Source organism: Perlucidibaca aquatica (assembly GCF_001676655.1).
Classification (GTDB): domain Bacteria; phylum Pseudomonadota; class Gammaproteobacteria; order Pseudomonadales; family Moraxellaceae; genus Perlucidibaca; species Perlucidibaca aquatica.
Map to the genome: position 1 here is coordinate 844,156 of NZ_LZDB01000002.1, position 18,536 is coordinate 862,691.

Here is an 18,536-nt window from a genome sequence, read left to right on the forward strand (position 1 = left end):
CTATATCGGTCAAGGATAAGAAAGACGGGTGGTCAGGCATGGGAGACACTCGATCAGAACTTGTAGGTCAAAGTGATGTGAGCGTTACGCTTGTCGCCAAGGTACATGAACGAGCCGCTTTGGTAGGCAGCAAGATAGTAGTCTTTGTTGGTGACATTATTCACATTGAGACGGGCATTGAGCTTGTCGCTGAACTTGTACTCAGCAAAGGCATCGAACACCGTGTATGACGGCACAACAATATTGTACAGCCCTGTTGTGGCATTGAAGCCGGCTGCTGTATCAGGCTGCCCGGCAAACATCTTGCTCTGGTAAGTCGCTGCGCCGCCCACTGCAAATTTCGGGGCTAACTGATACTTAAGCTGCGCACTAGCTTGCTTGCGCGCAAAGTTACTCAGCTGTTTGCCTTTATTGGCCGGTGTGAACGACTCCAGCACCTCAGAGTCCATGACCGTGACGCCAAGCTGTGTGCTCAGCTTTTGCGTGAGGTTACCCACTACGGAGAACTCAACACCCTGCACGCGATTCTTGCCGGTATTCAATGTGCCGATAGTCGTGTACGCATTGGCCGCAGACTGCTCTTGCACATCCGACTTAATGGTGCGGAACAGTGCCGCTGTTACCAGCAACTTTTGCTGCAACAGCTGCCATTTGGTACCGATCTCGTAATTCAAGGTTTTTTCGGGCTTGGAAACAGCGATGGTGACACCCGTGTTGGCGGGAGGTAAGCAAATACCGCCATAGCCACAGCTACCGCCCACATCCGATTCGCCACCATTGATGTCCGTAGACGAGCTCACCGAAGCATAGACATTGCCCAGGCTGTTGATCTTGTAAGTCAGACCGGCGTTGCCGTTCACGAAACCATCGGAATACTTATGGGTAACCTTGGGTGCCGTCAGACCGGTACCCACGATATTTTCGTAATCGAAGTGGTCGTAACGAATACCGGCAAACGCACTCCAGTTTTCATCGAAATCGACGGTATCCATCGCGGTCAGCGAGGTTGTGCGAATGTGGTAATCGGAGTCGGAAACACCTTTCACATAGGCTGGCAGCAGGCGATTGATGTTGGCTAACGGCTTGCCGCTGCCATCAAGCGCGCAATAGCTGTTGTTAGTAGTCGAAGTGCCGGTCGCACAGTTGGGCGTTGCGCTGCCGGCAACGGCGGTATGAACTCCATTCAGGACTTTCTCGTCGTTGAACTCGGCACCGAACACGAACTGATGATTCAGGCCAGCTATTTTACTGTCCAGGAAGACATCCAGTCGATTCACCAGATACTCCACTTCCTGATAACCCTGATGCGTGCTCAGCGTGATGGTGGGAGTGTTTGGCGCCGTGGCATCGTTGGCATTACGGGTACTTCCACGAGCACCGGTGGTGATATAGCTGTTTTGGGTCTTTCCGATGCGCGTGGCGTTTTGCAGCCTGAGCTTGTCGTTGATGCGGAAACCGGCCTTCAGGGTCAGTGTGTCGACATCGGTATCGAGATGATCTCGGCCGGATTGCAGATAGACCGGGATATCCTTGACTGGCTTGCGCGTAGTCGTATTGAAGTAGGTGCCGAGGTCAGGTGTGTCCTGAGCATCCAGATGATAGAAGTCGGCCGAGAGATCAAGCTTGTCCGTCGCTTTCAGCTTACCCGAGAGCAGCAAGCCACGGCGGGACTTGTCGGCCGGGTCACGGTCAGGCACCTGCTCGGACGCATCGAGCAGATTCAGACGAACCGAGGCGCGATCATTGATGACCTTGTTGGCATCCAGCGTGGTACGACGATAGTCATCCGTGCCAAAACCCACGCCAATTTCCGTGAAGTCCTTGTCAGCATTCGGCTGCTTGGTGATGCTGTTGATGGCGCCACCGGTCGAGCCGCGACCGGCAAAGGTCGAGCTCGGGCCTTTGGTGATTTCAATCTGGTCCACGGCAAAGCTTTCGCGAGTAGTCATGCCGGGGTCGCGCAAGCCATCAATGAACACATCACTGCGCGCCTCATGGCCACGAATGATGTAGCGATCGCCAAAGGCGTTGCCATTTTCGCCCGTACCAATGGTAATGCCAGGCTGAGCAGCGAGAATGGCGCGCAAGTCACTCTTGCCCGACTCTTTCACGGCAGCTTGCGTGATCACTGAAATCGTTGCCGGGGTTTCTGCCAGCTCCTTAACGCGACGCTGGTCGCCGGAAATCTTGGCCTTGTAGGGTGCGCCCTCTTCGCTGTACGGGTTGGCATCAAACACTTTGGCCTCAACCTGCACAGCCTGCAGTGTCACCGTGCCTTCATCAGCTTTGCCGGTGCTGACGGTCTCCTGCGCGCTAACCTGCCCGGCGCCACCCAATGCCAAAGCGAGGGCAATTGCTGTGGGCTGCCAGTTTGGCTGTGCTGTAACAGCCTGCAGTCGCAGACTGGAAGGAATTTTACGGCTTGAGATCGGCGATGAGCGCAGATTTGATGACATGTTGGGACATCCGACAGAAATGAGAGGAGAGTGGCGACAATTCGCCTTAGCGTCTAAATGAGAACGCTTCTCATTATTCTGTTAAATTTCATAGACCATGTCAACGCAAATGAGAGTCATTACTATTTGCGCGTAAAAAAAGACCCGCAACGCTGGCGGGCCCTTCTTCAACAAGATCAGGACATAGCGACTTGGGCTAGAACAAGTCCCCCGGCACCCTCACCCAGCCTTCCATGAGCACACGCGCACTACGGCTCATAATGGCTTTGGTCACCGTCCACTGCCCGTTGACCTGGCTGGCCGCGGCACCCACCCGCAGCGTGCCAGACGGATGCCCGAAACGCACCGCTTCGCGCGCCTCGCCACCCGCTGCAAGACTCACCAGCGTGCCCGGAATTGCCGCGGCAGTTCCAATCGCCACCGCAGCAGTGCCCATCATGGCGTGATGCAGCTTGCCCATGGACAATGCACGAACCAACAGATCCACCTCCGAGGCTTTGATCAGCTTACCGCTAGACGAGACATAGTCTGTCGGTGGCGCGACAAAAGCGATTTTTGGCGTGTGCTGGCGGGTTGCTGCTTCTTCCGGGGATTTGATCAAACCCATACGCAAGGCACCGGCAATTCGAATCGCTTCGAAACGCTTCAGTGCAGCGGCATCGGTATTGATCTGTTCACGCAGCTCGGTGCCGGTGTAACCAATATCAGCGGCATTAACGAACACCGTCGGGATACCGGCTGTGATCATCGTGGCTTTCAACGTACCGATGCCGGGCACATCCAGATCATCCACTAAATTACCCGTGGGGAACATGGAGCCGCCCTCCTCGCCATCATCGGAGGGGTCCATGAATTCAAGGACAATCTCCGCTGCGGGAAAGGTCACGCCATCGAGCTCGAAATCGCCCGTTTCTTGCACCTGGCCATTGGTGACCGGCACATGCGCGATGATGGTCTTGCGGATGTTGGCCTGCCAAATCCGCACCACGCAAATCCCGTTCTCAGGAATACGTGCGGCATCCACCAATCCAGCATGGAGTGCAAATGCACCCGCGGCAGTGGACAAATTTCCGCAGTTGCCGCTCCAGTCCACGAAGGCCTTGTCGATGGAGACCTGCCCATAGAGGTAGTCCACATCGTGGTCCGGCACACTGCTCTTCGACAAAATCACGCACTTGGAGGTCGAAGAGGTTGCACCACCCATACCGTCGATATGCGCCGAATAGGGATCCGGGCTGCCGATCACACGCATGAACAACTTGTCACGCGCTGCGCCCGGCTGCTGGCAAGAAGCCGGCAGGTCCTGCAGGCGGAAGAACACACCTTTGGAAGTGCCGCCACGGATATAGGTGGCGGGGACTTTTATTTGGGGAGGATGAATCATGGTGTTTATGTCTCACTCATTGAAATAACAGCTTCATTTTTCACTCATCCAAAGCGGAATGTCGCGCTGTGCATGCAACACACGCCAGACATCTATCTCCGCCTCGCGCTCAACATAAAAGATCAGGTAGGGAAACCCTCGCACTGGCCAAAAGCGCAACCCTGCCAACTTCAGCAACACGGCATAGCGCGTGGATCCGCTGAGAGCATGCTGTCCGACATGCTTCAGAGCATGCTCCAAGGCAGTAACCCATTTGAGCGACAGCGCATCTCCACTTTCACTGCGGTAATAAGCGGTGACCTGCCTGACTTCCCGTTGAGCTTGAGGTGACAGCAACAATGGCTTGGCCGTCATGCCTCGTTCTGACCTGTAGCGACAGCGCGAAGCTCTGCGAAAAAGGCATCGTCTACCTGCCTACCCGGACCGGAGTTTGCGCCATCCAGCAAAAGCTGTCGTAACTGCTCTACATCGCGCTGCTTGCGAATGAGATCGCGCAGATACTCGCTGGTCGATCCATAGCCATGTTCGGCAACCTGCGCATCGACGAAGGTCTTGAGCTCATCCGGCAAGGATATATTCATGGTCGCCATAATGCTGTTCCAGTCTGCTGGCAGGCGGGACGCCCGCGCGGTGCTCGTGTCATCCATGACAATCTCCTTGGCAATCTTTGCCAAACCAATCTAGCACCGACCCTTTTGCTGAACAAGCGCCGATCCGCCTCACCAAAGACCGCCGCAACGATGCCGACTACGCCTAAGCCATTGCCGAGGAGCGTGGTACGGATGCACTCAGTCAAACCTTCACGCGCCAAGGATGGCGCGTGAGAGCCTACAAGGACGTATTCACGGCGTGTTTGACAGAGTGCATCCGTACCACGCGCCGCGAACCTAGGAACATTAGGCCGTCGCCGTAGCCTCCAAGAAGTCCTTGGCAAAGCGCTGCAACACGCCACCCGCTTCATACACGGAAACTTCTTCATCCGAATCGAGACGACAGGTCATGGGCACACGCACCACTTCTCCATTGCGACGCGTAATCACCAAGGTCAGTGTTGCACGCGGTGTCAGCTCACCTTCCACATCGTAAGTTTCAGTGCCGTCGATGCCCAGTGTCAGGCGCGTGGTGCCCGGCTTAAACTCCAGCGGCAACACGCCCATGCCAATCAGGTTGGTACGGTGGATGCGCTCGAAGCCTTCGGCCGCGATGGCCTCGACGCCGGCCAGACGCACGCCCTTGGCAGCCCAGTCACGCGATGAGCCTTGGCCGTAATCCGCACCGGCCACAATGATCAGCGGCTGCTTGCGGTTCATGTAGGTTTCAATGGCTTCCCACATACGCATGACCTTGCCTTCCGGCTCCACACGCGCCAGCGAACCCTTCTTGACCTGGCCATCAACCACGGCCATCTCGTTCACGAGCTCTTTGTTCGCGAAGGTCGCACGCTGCGTGGTCAGGTGATCGCCGCGATGCGTGGCGTAGGAATTGAAGTCCTCTTCCGGCACACCCATCTTGTGCAGGTACTCGCCCGCTGCCGAATTCATCTGGATCGCGTTCGACGGCGACAGATGGTCGGTGGTGATGTTGTCCGGCAGCACGGCCAGCGGACGCATGCCCTTGAGCGTGCGCTCGCCGGCCAGCGCGCCTTCCCAGTAGGGCGGACGGCGGATGTAGGTGCTCATCTCGCGCCAGTCGTAGAGCGGCGACACGGCTTTCTCGGCATCCTGCTTCTCAAACATCGGGATGTAGATCTGGTTGAACTGCGACGGCTTCACCGAGCGCGCCACGATGGCGTCGATCTCGTCATCCGATGGCCAGATGTCCTTGAGCCGGATCTCCTTGCCATCAACCACAGCCAGCACATCCTGCTCGATGTCGAAGCGGATGGTGCCGGCAATGGCGTAGGCCACGACCAGCGGTGGCGAAGCCAGGAAGGCCTGCTTGGCATACGGGTGGATGCGGCCATCGAAGTTGCGGTTGCCCGACAGCACAGCCGTCGCGTACAGATCGCGCTCGATGATTTCTTCCTGAATCTTCGGGTCCAGCGCGCCGGACATGCCGTTGCAAGTCGTGCAGGCGAACGCCACGATGCCGAAGCCCAGCGCTTCGAGATCTTCCAGCAGGCCGGCTTCCTTCAGATACAGCTCGACGACCTTGGAGCCCGGCGCCAGCGACGACTTCACCCACGGCTTGCGCAGCAGACCGAGACGGCGGGCATTGCGCGCGATCAGGCCGGCGGCAATCACGTTGCGCGGGTTGGAGGTGTTGGTGCACGAGGTGATGGCGGCGATGATGACCGCGCCATCCGGCATCAGACCTTCGGCTTCCTGAGCGCGCGCGGCGTCGAGGTTGCCGGAGATGCCGCGCGAGGCCAGATCCGAGGTCGGCAGACGCTTGTGCGGGTTCGACGGGCCAGCCATGTTGCGCACCACGGAGGACAGATCGAAGCGCAGCACGCGCTCGTACTCGGCATTGGCCAGCGAGTCGGACCAGAGTCCAGCTTCCTTGGCGTAAGTCTCGACCAGCGCGACCTGCTCATCGCTACGGCCGGTCAGGCGCAAATACGTCAGCGTCTGGTCATCAATCGAGAACATCGCGGCCGTAGCGCCATATTCCGGGGCCATGTTTGAAATGGTGGCACGGTCGCCGATGGTCAGGCCGGGCACACCCTCGCCGTAGAACTCGAGATAAGCACCAACCACCTTGGACTGGCGCAGGAACTCGGTCAGGGCCAGCACGATGTCGGTCGCGGTGATGCCGGGCTGACGCTTGCCGGTCAGCTCGACGCCAACCATGTCCGGGGTACGCATCCAAGACGCACGACCGAGCATGACGTTCTCGGCTTCGAGACCGCCAACACCAACCGCGATGACGCCGAGGGCATCCACATGCGGGGTGTGCGAGTCGGTGCCGACACAGGTATCCGGGAAGGCCAGACCGTTCTGGTTGTGGATGACCGGTGACATCTTCTCCAGATTGATCTGGTGCATGATGCCATTGCCGGCCGGGATCACATCGACGTTATCGAATGCAGTCTTGGTCCAGTTGATGAAGTGGAAGCGATCTTCGTTGCGACGATCTTCGATGTCGCGGTTCTTCTGGAACGCGTCCGGATCGAAACCGCCGCACTCGACGGCCAGCGAATGGTCGACGATCAGCTGCACCGGCACCACCGGATTGACCTTGGCGGGGTCGCCACCTTGGTCAGCGATGGCATCACGCAGACCGGCGAGATCGACCAGCGCGGTCTGGCCGAGAATGTCGTGGCAAACCACACGCGCCGGAAACCACGGAAAGTCACGATCACGCTTACGCTCAACGAGCTGCGTCAGGCACTCGGTAATGATCGCCGGATCGGCCTTGCGCACAATGTTTTCGGCGTGAATACGGGCCGTGTATGGCAGACGATCCCAAGCACCGGGCTGAATCGCATCCACCGCAGCACGCGCATCGAAGTACTCGAGCTGGGTGCCCGGCAGGTTCTTTCGGAAATTCGTATTCATGATTATTTGCGATCCTTCATCGGCACAAACGTCTGGTCTTCTGGACCGGTGTAGTTCGCGCTGGGGCGGATGATCTTGCCGTCGATACGCTGCTCAATCACATGCGCCGACCAACCGCTGGTGCGGGCAATCACGAACAATGGGGTAAACATGTCGGTGGGCACACCCATCATGTGGTAGCTCACAGCGGAGAACCAATCGAGGTTCGGGAACATCTTTTTGATTTCCCACATGGTCGATTCCAAACGCTCGGCAATGTCGTACATCTTCATGTTGTTCTGTTCGGCGCTGAGCTGCTTGGCCACTTCTTTAATGACCTTGTTGCGCGGATCGCTCACGGTGTAGACCGGGTGGCCGAAACCAATGACCACTTCCTTCTTCTCCACACGCGCACGGATATCGGCCTCGGCTTCATCCGGGTTGTCGTAGCGCTTCTGAATTTCGAAAGCGACTTCGTTAGCGCCGCCGTGCTTTGGACCACGCAGCGCACCAATGCCACCGCAAATAGCCGAGAACATGTCGGAACCCGTGCCCGCGACCACACGCGAGGTGAACGTGGAGGCGTTGAATTCGTGCTCCGCGTAAAGAATGAGCGAGGTGTGCATGGCACGGACCCAACTATCACGCGGCTTTTCGCCGTGCAGCAGGTGCAGGAAGTGACCGCCGATGGAGTCATCATCGGTTTCTACTTCGATGCGCTTACCGTTGTAAGCAAAGTGGTACCAGTACAGCAGCATGGAGCCTAAGGAGGCCATCAGCTTGTCGGCAATATCGCGCGCACCGGGATGGTTGTGATCTTCTTTTTCGGGCTTAACGCAACCGAGCACGGACACGCCGGTACGCATCACATCCATGGGATGACTGGATGGTGGCAGTTGCTCAAGTGCAACTTTCACTGCCGCGGGCAGACCACGCAGCGCTTTCAACTTGCTCTTGTAGCCCGCTAATTCAGCTGCATTCGGCAGCTTGCCGTGAACCAAGAGGTGAGCAATTTCTTCAAACTCGCTGGTCGCCGCCAAATCGAGAATGTCGTAGCCGCGATAGGCCAGGTCATTGCCGGTACGGCCAACGGTGCAGAGTGCCGTATTGCCCGCAACAGTGCCGGACAGGGCAACGGATTTCTTGGCTTTCGGCAAAACTTGTTGTACTTCAGTCATGGTCATTCTCCGGATCGAATTCGGTTTTTTTATAAAAAGTGGCTTATTTGTTTTTGGAAAACAGCTGGTCAATCTTGTCTTCATAGCTGTGGTAATTCAGGAACTCGTAGAGCTCCTTGCGCTTCTGCATGAGGTCGAGCACGTTGACCTGCGTACCGTCCTTGCGCACCGCCTCGTACACGGCCAGCGCGGCTTTCTGCATGGCACGTGTGCCCGACAGCGGGTACAGAACCATGGCGATGCCCTGCTCGCCCAGCTCGCTCGTGGTGTAGTACGGCGTGTCGCCGAACTCGGTGATGTTGGCCAGCACCGGCACGTTCACGGCATCGCAGACCTTGCGGTACATGGTGATGTCGGTCATGGCCTCGGCAAAGATGGCATCGGCACCGGCTTCAACATAGGCACTGATGCGGTCGATGACGCCGTTGAGACCTTCCTTCTGCAGCGAGTCGGTACGCGCCATCACGACAAAATCGCTGTCGGTCTTGGCATCGACGGCGGCTTTCACGCGGTCGACCATTTCCTCGACCGGTACGATCTCCTTGTTCGGGCGGTGGCCGCAGCGCTTCTGAGCAACTTGGTCCTCGATGTGCACAGCAGCGACGCCGGCGCGGATCATCTCCGTGACCGTGCGCGAGATGTTGAACGCCCCGCCCCAGCCGGTGTCGATGTCGACCAGCAGCGGCGTATCGGTGACGCTGGTGATGCGGCGGGCATCGATCAGCACATCTTCCAGCGAGGTCAGACCCAGATCCGGCAGACCGTAGGAGTAGTTGGCACAACCAGCACCCGACAGATAAATGGCCTTGTAGCCAACCTTGGTCGCCATCATCGCGGCGTAGGCATTGACCGTGCCCATGACCTGTAGCGGCTTTTCGGCAGCGATGGCATCGCGAAAACGACGACCGGCACTCGGGTGATGTGGGTGGTTATGGCAAGACATCAAGCACTCCTGGCCGGGGCATCCGGCGTTGGTAAAGAGGGTGAAACGCGCGCCTCGATATTGGCGCGGGCGGTGGCAATGTGGCGACGCATCAGGAATTCGGCGAGCTCGCCATCACGCGTGGCAATGGCTTCAACGATGCGACGGTGCTCATCCAGCGCTTTCGCCGGACGACCCTCGGTGACCGAGAACTGGCCTCGGTAAATGCGCACGCGGTGGTAAAGCTCGCCGCAGAGCATCTGGATCAGCACGGCGTTGTGGCTGCCCTGGATGATGCAGTAATGAAAGTCGACGTTGCCTTCTTCCTGGATGTAGGCGCGGCCCTCGTGCTCAGCAATCTGCTGCTCGTGGCGGGCCAGTAACTCTTTCAGGCCAGCGATTTCGGCATCGCTCATGTGCTGCGCGGCAAGGCGGCAGGCCAGCCCTTCCAGAGTTTCGCGAACCTGATAGATCTGCAGCAGCTCATCCAGCGACAAGGCCATGATGCGCACGCCAACATGCGGAATTCGGGTGATGAGCTGACGGCCTTCAAGCCGGCGCAGCGCTTCACGCAGCGGCCCTCGCGACACACCGTAACGCGCGACTAGCTCCGCTTCGGATACGCGCGAGCCAGCAACGAGCTCGCCTTTGACGATGGCATCCTGAAGCTGGGCAAAGACTTTATCGGCGAGGGTAAGTCGGGGCTCACTGCTATTCAGCGATGACACAACCAGATCGCTGTCAGCGACCACGGGGGTGTCAGGTGATGGCAATGATGTCTCAGTCATGCAAGCGGCTCGAATTGTCGACAATCTGCGAGGTATCGAGACGATACGCCTTTGAAACTGAGGGGTCAACCGATATGGACATCCCCGGCCGGATAGCGAATGCGATGACGCTTAGGCTTGGCCAGCAAAAACACCAACGTTAATGGCCCAATGCGTCCAATAAACATGGCTAACATCAAGACGATACGACCAGGCTCAGACAGATCCCCCGTGATACCACGGGATAACCCCACCGTGGCACAAGCCGACACCGCTTCAAAGAAAAGATTGAGAAAGCCGAGATGAGGGTCGGTCAGCGTCAGCGCAAACATGGTTGCCAACACAATCATCATGGCAATAAATGCCATGGCTAAAGACTTAAGTACCAGTTCCAACGGAATACTGCGGCCAAACACAGACGGCGTAGTGCGCCCACTCAAAAACGCTCTTGTCGACAATATCAGCACCATAAAGGTGGTGACCTTGATGCCGCCACCACTGGAATTGGTACCGGCACCGATAAACATCAGGACGATATAGAGCATGGTGACTGCGAGCGTCAGGCTGCCGACATCCACCATATTGAAACCGGCTGAGCGAGGAACAATGGCATGAAAGAGACCAATTGCCAGTTTTTCACTGGTGTCGTATGACCCTAAAGTGGCCGGATTACTCCATTCACACAGCAGAAACACGACAAAAGTGAACAACAACAAGATCGCGGTACCGCTGAGCATGAGACGACTGTGCAACGACATCGCAGACCAGCGTGTTCGCAATCTCAACTCCGCCAATACGGTAAAGCCAAGACCGCCAATAACGGCAAGCGAGCCCAAAACTAAGGCCAAAGGCCAGTGCCCAGCCTTAGGAATGAGGCTTTCACTGGTCAGCGCAAAGCCAGCATTGTTGAACGCTGAGATGCTGTAAAACAGGGCGTGATAACTTCCAGTGCGCCAGCCGTGATCGGGTATTAAAATAACGCTGAGCAGCAGAAAGCCGACCAGCTCAATAACAAAGACCAGCACAAAAATACGTTTTATCAGCCAACCCAGATCCATCACACGGGTATGGTTCATGGCCTCCCGAACCAGTCGTTGCTCGCCTATCCCCAACTGATGCCCTAATAGCAATAAGGTCAAGGCAGCAAACGTCATGATGCCAATGCCGCCCAGCTGCACCAGCACCAGTAAGACCATCTGACCTGCTGTGCTGAAATGAGTGTCGGTGTCCAGCACCGCCAATCCCGTCACAGTGACGGCTGAAGTCGCGGTAAAAAGCGCGTCTGACCAACTAATCGGCACGTTGGTAGCCCAGTCACTGCGTAGTAATAACGCACCGATGATGATTAAAATTAAAAAGCTGCTCGCCACCAGTGTGGCGGGGTTTGTGCCCTTTACCAGCGCTGAGTTGTCACCCCAAAAGGGTAAATGTGGCAGCCAACTTCTCACATAATTCTCTTAGCAAACTTCAGCAGATTCTCGAGCAAACCGGCCAACACAATTTGGTCGCCCACTTGCAATAACAGTCCCCGATAAGGAGGCGGCACCACGATAGAGCCACGTTTCACTAAGACCATTTTTAAGTCAGCAAAATCCAATTCCTGCTCATAGGACTTACGCGCAGCTATGTGTTCGTTGACATTAATTTCAACCACAAACCACCCTTGCCCTAGGGAAATATAGTCGAGCATTTGCGGATGCGTCAGGCTTTGCGCTACCCGTACACCAATCTCATGCTCGGGATGAATAATGCGATCCGCCTGCAATCGAGACAAAATGCGATGATGCGTGTCGTTGGTAGCCTTTACCCACACTCGCTCACAACCACTGCTTTTTAGCGCCAGCGTACTCAGGATGCTGGCCTCTAGGTTCTCACCAATGGCCACCACAACGGCATCGTATTTTTGCAGGCCTAATTCCTCAATAACCTTGTCATCCGTACCATCCGCGATCAGGGTTTGCGTGAGGTGGTCGGCGTGCTTATTCACGCGAGCCTCATCCACATCAATACCCAACACTTCATGACCCAAACGAACCAGTTCGCAAGCCACCGTACCGCCAAAACTGCCTAGCCCAATAATGGCAAACTTTTGCTTCATTTCTTACCCTCGATTGGCTCACACCATTGATCCGCAGCCGCCCTGCCCCGAGTTTCATCAACACTCGACACTACCCACATGGACACCGCAAACAACACCAGACAAAACAGAATGGCGTCGGCCAACCCGAAAAAGGTCTGCAACAAACCCAGACCGAGCATACCGAATACAGCAGCTAGTTTCGCTGCCGTCCCCCACATGCCGAAGAACTCCGCCGATTTACCCGCTGGCGTCAAGAAACCGACCAAGGCACGTCCGGCCGATTGCGCTGACCCCAGGCTCAGACCCGCCAAACAGCCAGCAAACAAGAAGACATATTGTGCCTGCCAGTTCACACCCAACTGCTCACGCGCCAAAGCGGCAATTTCCGGCGTGAGCCAGATCGCCAGAATCGCAACTACCCAAAGCCCTTGCGACAACATGTAGGTGAAGCGCGACCCCAAACGGCTTTGCAGAATGCCAAATGCGATAGCACCCACTGCCGCATTAAATTGCACGATCACGAACATCATGGTTCGCACCGAGTCATCCCATTTGATGACCTGCGCGCCATAAATAAAGGCAAAGCTGACGATGATGGCAATGCCGGCCATGGAGAAAAAGATGGAGATCAACAAGCGGCGCAAATCTTGAAACTGGCGCATTTCCAGCCAGGTTTCACGCAGGCGCACCAGACCGCGCTGCATCACTGACTCACCAGCTGGCAGTTGTCGCGCCGTTCCACGCTCGCGCAACCACAGAAACGTCGGGATGCAGCCGAGGCAGACAAAAACTGCCGCAAATGGGCCAACCCAGCGCACTGTGTCGTAATTGGCCAGACTGACCTCGCCCAGGAAGCTCAGCGAAAATGCCGTGGCCACGAGGCCGCCAATATAGCCGAGTCCCCAGCCGAGACCGGAGATCCAGCCCAAAGCATCGCGTGGGCCGAGATCAGTGAGAAAGCTGGCGATAATGCCTTCGCCGAGCGCAAAGGCGAAGTTGGTGATAATGATCAGTAACATCGCCAACGCTATCCAGCCCGGCTCCACGAAGTAGAGCAGCGCCGTACCGATGACTGTCAGCACATAAGTCATAAACAGATAGCGTTTGCGCGTAGCGGTGTAATCCATGACTGCGCCACAAATGGGATTCACCAGTGCTACCGCCAAGCAGCTTACGGCAATGGCAACGCTCCAGAGCAAGTTGCCGAGGCGGTAATCCGGGCCATCACCCACAATAACGCGCGTAAACAAATCACCAAAAACGACCGTGATAATGAGCAGTGTGTAGGCCTGATTGGCGAAGTCGTACATGGCCCAGCCAACGATTTCGCGCTTGGGGGCAAGAGGCACAGGAGAGGTCATGGGTGATCCTTACAATAATCACAAGCAGCGGGAATGGGACGAGTCTAACCTTTCTCGTGGGCGGCCAACATGGTAGGGTTTAAGCATCAATTATTGAGTTGCTTTTCGATGTCTCGCTTGCCGTTAAGCTTTGCCTCCACTGCTGTTTTTGCCACCCTTTTGCTGCTTTCAGGCTGTGCCCAAAAACCGCTAGTTAGTCTTTCGGCTTCCCCTGCGCCCATGGCAGCGACACAGGAACAACCCCCTTCCTTGCAAGAGACGACTGTTTTCAGCCATCAGGAAGAATTCCAGCAGTGTTTGGAGAGTCTTCGCCCAGCAGCGCTTAAAACCGGCATCACGGATGCCACTTGGCAGCTGTACACCGAAAAACTGACGCCAGACTTAAGCCTATTACCGCGACTTAACAAGCAGCCTGAATTTAGCCAACCCATCTGGGATTATATTGCCGGCCTTGTCGATGACGAACGTGTTGATCTGGCCAAGCGTAAAATGGCCAGTTACGACAGCGAGCTGACACAGATTTCCGCACAATATCGTGTGCCTCGCGAAGCCATCGTGGCGATTTGGGGCATTGAAAGCAATTTCGGTCAAAATGCTGGCCGCCTCCCTTTGCTACGATCCCTCAGTACACTGAGCTGCCTCGGTCGTCGCCAGGTGTTTTTTCGTGGTGAATTTTTTGCCACGCTGCGCATTCTGCAAGCCGGTGACTTTACCGAAGATCGTCTGAAAGGTTCTTGGGCTGGTGCCTTCGGCCAGACCCAATTCATGCCCAGCACCTTCGAGCGCGTCGCCGTCGATTTTGATGGCGATGGCCGCCGCGACCTCATCGACAACACAGCCGATGCCCTCGCCTCCACGGCCAACTATCTGAAATTGGCGAACTGGGTTTCGGGGCAGCCCTGGGGCATCGAAGTGAAATTGCCGGAAGGCTTTGATGCCGCCGGGGAAAGTCGTCGCAACAAGCGCAGCCTCTCCGTTTGGATGCAGCGGGGCTTACTGCGCGTTGATGGCATGCCGATAGTGGTAGCGTCCGGCGTGGAAGCGTCTGGCGTGGACACGCCACCCACTAACCCCGTCACAGCCGACACCTTAGCTGGCCTATTACTGCCCGCTGGTGCCAAAGGCCCGGCTTTTTTGGTCATGCGTAACTTTGACGCCTTCTACAGTTACAACGCTGCGGAAAGCTACGGACTGGCGATCGCTCATCTTGCGGATCGCATCGCCGGAGCAGGCGACTTTGTCACGCCTTGGCCTACAGATGATTTAGCGCTTTCGCGTAATCAGCGTCGTGAGTTGCAGGAATTGCTATTGAAGCGAGGCCACACGATTGGCGAAGTGGATGGCCGCCTGGGCGAGCGGAGCCGCGCGGCAATTCGCATTGAACAAGAGCGACTGGGTCAGCCAATGACTGGCCGTGGTGGCATGAAAGTGCTGCTGGCACTGCGTGAGCAGTAAACAGCAGCCTTACTCAGCTTTACTGTACTACCGCCGGAAACACCGGCAGCGTCGCCATCACCCGAGCATCGTGCGCTGGCAATAGTTTCATCTCTGGAAATGCCTTCTGTAGGGCGGCCATGTGCAGAATGTTCTCGCGCACTTGGGCGCTATCCTCGCCAATCAGATAACGGGCAATCCATGGCCGCTCGGCTGGCAGATCGATGCCTTCTTTCTGCCACACCAAATCACCCAGCAAGGCATAGCGCGCGCCTGACGGCAGCGTGATGAAGGCAATCACCGAGCCCGGCGTATGGCCAGGAGACGGCACCAGCACCACGGAACCATCATCCCAAACGTCGTAGCTGCTGGCGAAACCCAGGTAGGGGCCATCGTTAAAACTATAGAGGCGGTAGTTGAGCTTGCCAAAGCTGTGCGCCAGTGCGGCCGCCTCGTGATCGCTGGCAATGAAGCCCTGCTCCGGTGCGGAAATCCAGATCGGGATGTTCTTCAGGCTGTCGAGGCCGCTGACATGATCCCAGTGCGCATGGGTGAGCACGATGCCATCCACTTGTTGCTTGGCGGCCGCAAGCTGGATAGCGGCCGGCACGCCCTTGGTGTAGGTTGTGGTGGCCTGCATGAGCTGAGGCAGAGTCTTCACCTGTTCGTCGACCTGCTGGCCCAAGCCAGTATCGAAAAGCAGATTGCCTTTAGGGTGCTTCACCAAAATAGCCGTCATGGCAAAATCCCGTGGCTCAAGGAGACTGCCACCGCGATAGGCCAAGGCAGCTTTGGAATGCATGACGCCGGTAGGCAGTGCAGACAAACTCATACCAGCAGGTGAATTCGCCACCGGCAGTGTTTCGGAGAATTGAGGAATAGGTGATAGCGATGACGGCGTGAACGTCCACAGCAGCGCACACAGCGCCAGCAGCACGACAAGGGCAATCTTTTTCATGGCATGAAACTCGGGACAAAAGAGGTACTAGCGTTGTACCAGCTTTAGCGCATCGAGCAAGGAGAAAGGCCAGCGCAGCTCGTCGCCGGCGCTGTTGCAAAGCACGGGAATGAGCTCTCCGTAGCGGGTGACCAGCGCGTCATCGAGCGCGATGTCGATGTACTGCCAAGTCACACCTCGCGCGCCAGACAACGGTGCCAGCAGCGCCTCGGCGACATCACAGAGATGACAGCCAGGCGTACCGTAGAGCATTAAAGTGAGCCCGTGTGCAGTCACATCAAGCCTCACACACGATGGCGGAAGCGCCAGCAGCGATGGATCTTCGGGTCACGCTCATAGTCGAAACCGATGGTCTCAGCACTGATGTCGGTGACATCGAATTTGGCCTGCAGTGCTTCATCCAAGACAAACTTGCGGAAGTTGTTGGAGAAATACAGCGTGCCGCCCGGCGCCAGACGCGACATCGACAAGCGCAGCAAATGACCGTGGTCGCGCTGCACATCAAAGTCGCTGTCCATGCGCTTGGAGTTGGAGAACGTGGGCGGATCCACAAAGATCAGATCGTAGAGGTCGCGCTCGTCCTTCAGCCAAGCCATCACATCGGCCTGAATCAGGCGATGGTGCGAGTCCGGCAAACCGTTCAGCGCCAGATTGCGATCAGCCCAGCCCAGATACGTCGCCGACATGTCCACCGTGGTTGTGGTTTCGGCACCGCCGTGGATGCCATCGCCCAGTGCGGCATGCACACTGACCGTCCCGGTATAGGCAAAGAGATTGAGGAAATGCTTGCCCGCCGCCTCGGCGGCAATGCGCAGACGCATCGGGCGATGATCCAGGAACAGGCCGGTATCGAGATAGTCGGTCAGGTTCACCAGCAGCGTCGCCTGGCCCTCGCGGACCTCGAAGAACTTGCCGGCCTTGCCCTGCTTCTCGTACTGCTGCTTGCCGCTCTGGCGCTCGCGCACCTTGAGAAACACCTTGTCGCGATGCAGGCCCATGACCTTGCGGATGATCTGCAGCGCGAGCTTGAAGCGCGCCTCGGCCTTGGCCGGATCCACCGTCTTCGGCGGCGCATATTCCTGCACCTGCAAACGACCTTCGTACACATCAATCGCGATGTTGTATTCCTGCAAATCGGCATCGTAGAGCCGGAAGCAGCGCACATCCTGCTGCTGCGCCAGCTTCAGCGACACCTTCAGGTTCTTCTGCAGACGGTTGGCAAAGTCCATGCCCTCTTCCGGCAAGTCGTCGAGACTGCCCTCGAAGGCCAACGGCAACTCCGGCTCTGCCGGCAGGATGCGGCCATGACGGGCAAAGATTGGCAGCGCGCCGTTGTACAGGCGCAGCGTGTGCTTGTGCTCCAGACCCAGCGCATCGGCATGCGTGATATCGGCGGCCAGCACCACGGCATCCCAGCACGGCAGCGTCTCGCGCAACTGGCGGCCAATGGCGCGATAGAGATAGCGAACGCTGCCCTCGTCGCCGAGGCGCTCGCCATACGGCGGATTGGTCGCGACCAGACCCGGCACGGAGTAATTCTGACCGGCACCGGTCACATCCGCCGCCCACTCCGCCGGCAGGCAGGCCGCGACGCTGTTCAGGGCAGGTGCACGCCACTCGGCAATGCTGCGCTGCGACAAGGTAATCCACTGCGACACACCGGCGGATTCGGCATTGCGATGCGCACAGGCCAGCGCCTCGCCATCGGCATCAAAGCCGACCAGGCGCGGGGCCGGCCTCTGCAACCCGGCAAGACGACGCGCCACCGCGTCATCGCGAATGGTTTTCCACAGTTCGGCCTGATGCCCGGCCCAGCCATCGAAGCCGAAATGAATGCGTGGCAGGCCCGGTGCGGCATCGGCCCACATCAGCGCAGCCTCGATCAGCACCGTGCCCGAACCGCAGAGCGGATCGAACAGACGACCCTCGCCGCGCGCCGGCCAGCCGGCCTGCATGAGCATGGCCGAGGCCAGATTCTCCTTCAGCGGCGCATCGGTCTGGGCCAGGCGGTAGCCGCGCTTGTGCAGACTGTCGCCAGAGAAATCGAGACTGATGGTGAGCTGCTGCGCCTCGATAAACAGGTGCAGGCTGAGGTCGGGATTCTCGGTATCGATCGACGGGCGATCACCAGTGCGCTGGCGGAAGCGATCAACAATGGCATCCTTCAGACGCAGCGCCGCGAAATGCGTATGCGTGCTCACGCCTTTGGCGGCGGCAGAACGGATGACAAAGGTCGCACCCGGACGCAGCACCTGCTCCCAGGGATACTTCAGGGCATCATCGAACATGCGGTCGGGATTGCCCGACGGCACCGTCAGCAACGGCATCAGCACGCGCGAGGCCAAACGCGACCACAGGCAGAAACGATAGCCGGCGGCGAGGTCGCCCTGCACGGCAATCGCGCCCTTGAGGCGACGCGGCTCGCTGCCACCCAGCGCCAGCAGCTCATCCACCAGCAGATCATCGAGACCGTCAGCGCCGGTGATGACCCACTCGCGGGTCTTCTCCAGAGCGTTG

At 57.6% G+C, this 18,536-nt stretch carries 15 protein-coding genes; 1 reads left to right on the top strand and 14 read right to left on the bottom strand.

What is annotated here, in order from left to right; all coding sequences use genetic code 11:
- Positions 1 to 53: 53 nt before the first annotated feature.
- The 11 genes from A8710_RS07705 to A8710_RS07755 all read right to left on the bottom strand — a co-directional run bounded on the left by A8710_RS07705 (position 54) and on the right by A8710_RS07755 (position 13,627).
- The gene (locus A8710_RS07705; protein ID WP_082968731.1) at positions 54 to 2,456 is read right to left on the bottom strand and encodes a TonB-dependent receptor; all 2,403 of its coding nucleotides are present in this window, start codon (positions 2,454 to 2,456) and stop codon (positions 54 to 56) included.
- A 196-nt stretch (positions 2,457 to 2,652) separates the two neighbouring features.
- Positions 2,653 to 3,840: a 2-methylaconitate cis-trans isomerase PrpF gene (gene prpF, locus A8710_RS07710; protein ID WP_068859389.1), complete on the bottom strand. Its 1,188-nt coding sequence runs from the start codon at positions 3,838 to 3,840 to the stop codon at positions 2,653 to 2,655.
- Positions 3,841 to 3,873: 33 nt separating this feature from the next.
- Complete coding sequence (locus tag A8710_RS07715; protein ID WP_068859392.1) at positions 3,874 to 4,194, bottom strand: type II toxin-antitoxin system RelE/ParE family toxin; 321 nt, start codon at positions 4,192 to 4,194, stop codon at positions 3,874 to 3,876.
- A complete protein-coding gene (locus A8710_RS07720) occupies positions 4,191 to 4,487 on the bottom strand; it encodes a type II toxin-antitoxin system ParD family antitoxin (protein WP_406609594.1) in 297 nt (98 codons plus the stop codon). The genes A8710_RS07715 and A8710_RS07720 overlap by 4 nt, the downstream gene beginning before the upstream one ends.
- A gap of 249 nt (positions 4,488 to 4,736) precedes the next feature.
- A complete protein-coding gene (acnD, locus tag A8710_RS07725) occupies positions 4,737 to 7,340 on the bottom strand; it encodes a Fe/S-dependent 2-methylisocitrate dehydratase AcnD (protein ID WP_068859393.1) in 2,604 nt (867 codons plus the stop codon).
- Positions 7,341 to 7,342: 2 nt separating this feature from the next.
- Complete coding sequence (gene prpC, locus A8710_RS07730; protein ID WP_198341639.1) at positions 7,343 to 8,497, bottom strand: bifunctional 2-methylcitrate synthase/citrate synthase; 1,155 nt, start codon at positions 8,495 to 8,497, stop codon at positions 7,343 to 7,345.
- A 43-nt stretch (positions 8,498 to 8,540) separates the two neighbouring features.
- Positions 8,541 to 9,440 (bottom strand): methylisocitrate lyase, encoded by a 900-nt coding sequence (gene prpB / locus A8710_RS07735; protein WP_068859397.1) that lies wholly within the window; start codon positions 9,438 to 9,440, stop codon positions 8,541 to 8,543.
- On the bottom strand, positions 9,440 to 10,207 hold the full coding sequence (locus A8710_RS07740; protein WP_082968732.1) for a GntR family transcriptional regulator: 768 nt from the start codon (positions 10,205 to 10,207) through the stop codon (positions 9,440 to 9,442). The genes prpB and A8710_RS07740 overlap by 1 nt, the downstream gene beginning before the upstream one ends.
- 65 nt (positions 10,208 to 10,272) lie before the next feature.
- Complete coding sequence (locus tag A8710_RS07745; protein ID WP_082968733.1) at positions 10,273 to 11,634, bottom strand: TrkH family potassium uptake protein; 1,362 nt, start codon at positions 11,632 to 11,634, stop codon at positions 10,273 to 10,275.
- Positions 11,631 to 12,284, bottom strand: a complete 654-nt coding sequence (locus A8710_RS07750) for a potassium channel family protein (protein ID WP_068859399.1) — start codon at positions 12,282 to 12,284, stop codon at positions 11,631 to 11,633. The genes A8710_RS07745 and A8710_RS07750 overlap by 4 nt, the downstream gene beginning before the upstream one ends.
- Positions 12,281 to 13,627 (bottom strand): MFS transporter, encoded by a 1,347-nt coding sequence (locus A8710_RS07755; RefSeq protein WP_068859401.1) that lies wholly within the window; start codon positions 13,625 to 13,627, stop codon positions 12,281 to 12,283. Before A8710_RS07755 ends, A8710_RS07750 begins: the two co-directional genes overlap by 4 nt.
- Before the next feature lie 219 nt (positions 13,628 to 13,846).
- Here A8710_RS07755 and A8710_RS07760 point away from each other — a divergent pair, with 219 nt between their 5' ends.
- Complete coding sequence (locus A8710_RS07760) at positions 13,847 to 15,082, top strand: lytic murein transglycosylase (RefSeq protein ID WP_227513002.1); 1,236 nt, start codon at positions 13,847 to 13,849, stop codon at positions 15,080 to 15,082.
- A gap of 19 nt (positions 15,083 to 15,101) precedes the next feature.
- On the opposite strand, the gene A8710_RS07765 is transcribed toward A8710_RS07760, so the two are convergent.
- From A8710_RS07765 to rlmKL, 3 genes are read right to left on the bottom strand one after another with little or no spacing between them, the layout of a single operon-like run.
- Entirely contained in the window at positions 15,102 to 16,019 is a 918-nt protein-coding gene (locus tag A8710_RS07765; protein WP_082968734.1) for an MBL fold metallo-hydrolase, read from the bottom strand.
- A 27-nt stretch (positions 16,020 to 16,046) separates the two neighbouring features.
- Positions 16,047 to 16,295 carry a glutaredoxin family protein gene (locus A8710_RS07770; RefSeq protein WP_319822947.1) on the bottom strand — a complete coding sequence of 83 codons (249 nt, stop codon included), beginning with the start codon at positions 16,293 to 16,295 and terminating at the stop codon, positions 16,047 to 16,049.
- 8 nt (positions 16,296 to 16,303) lie between these two features.
- On the bottom strand, positions 16,304 to 18,529 hold the full coding sequence (rlmKL, locus tag A8710_RS07775) for a bifunctional 23S rRNA (guanine(2069)-N(7))-methyltransferase RlmK/23S rRNA (guanine(2445)-N(2))-methyltransferase RlmL (protein WP_406609599.1): 2,226 nt from the start codon (positions 18,527 to 18,529) through the stop codon (positions 16,304 to 16,306).
- Positions 18,530 to 18,536: the final 7 nt, after the last annotated feature.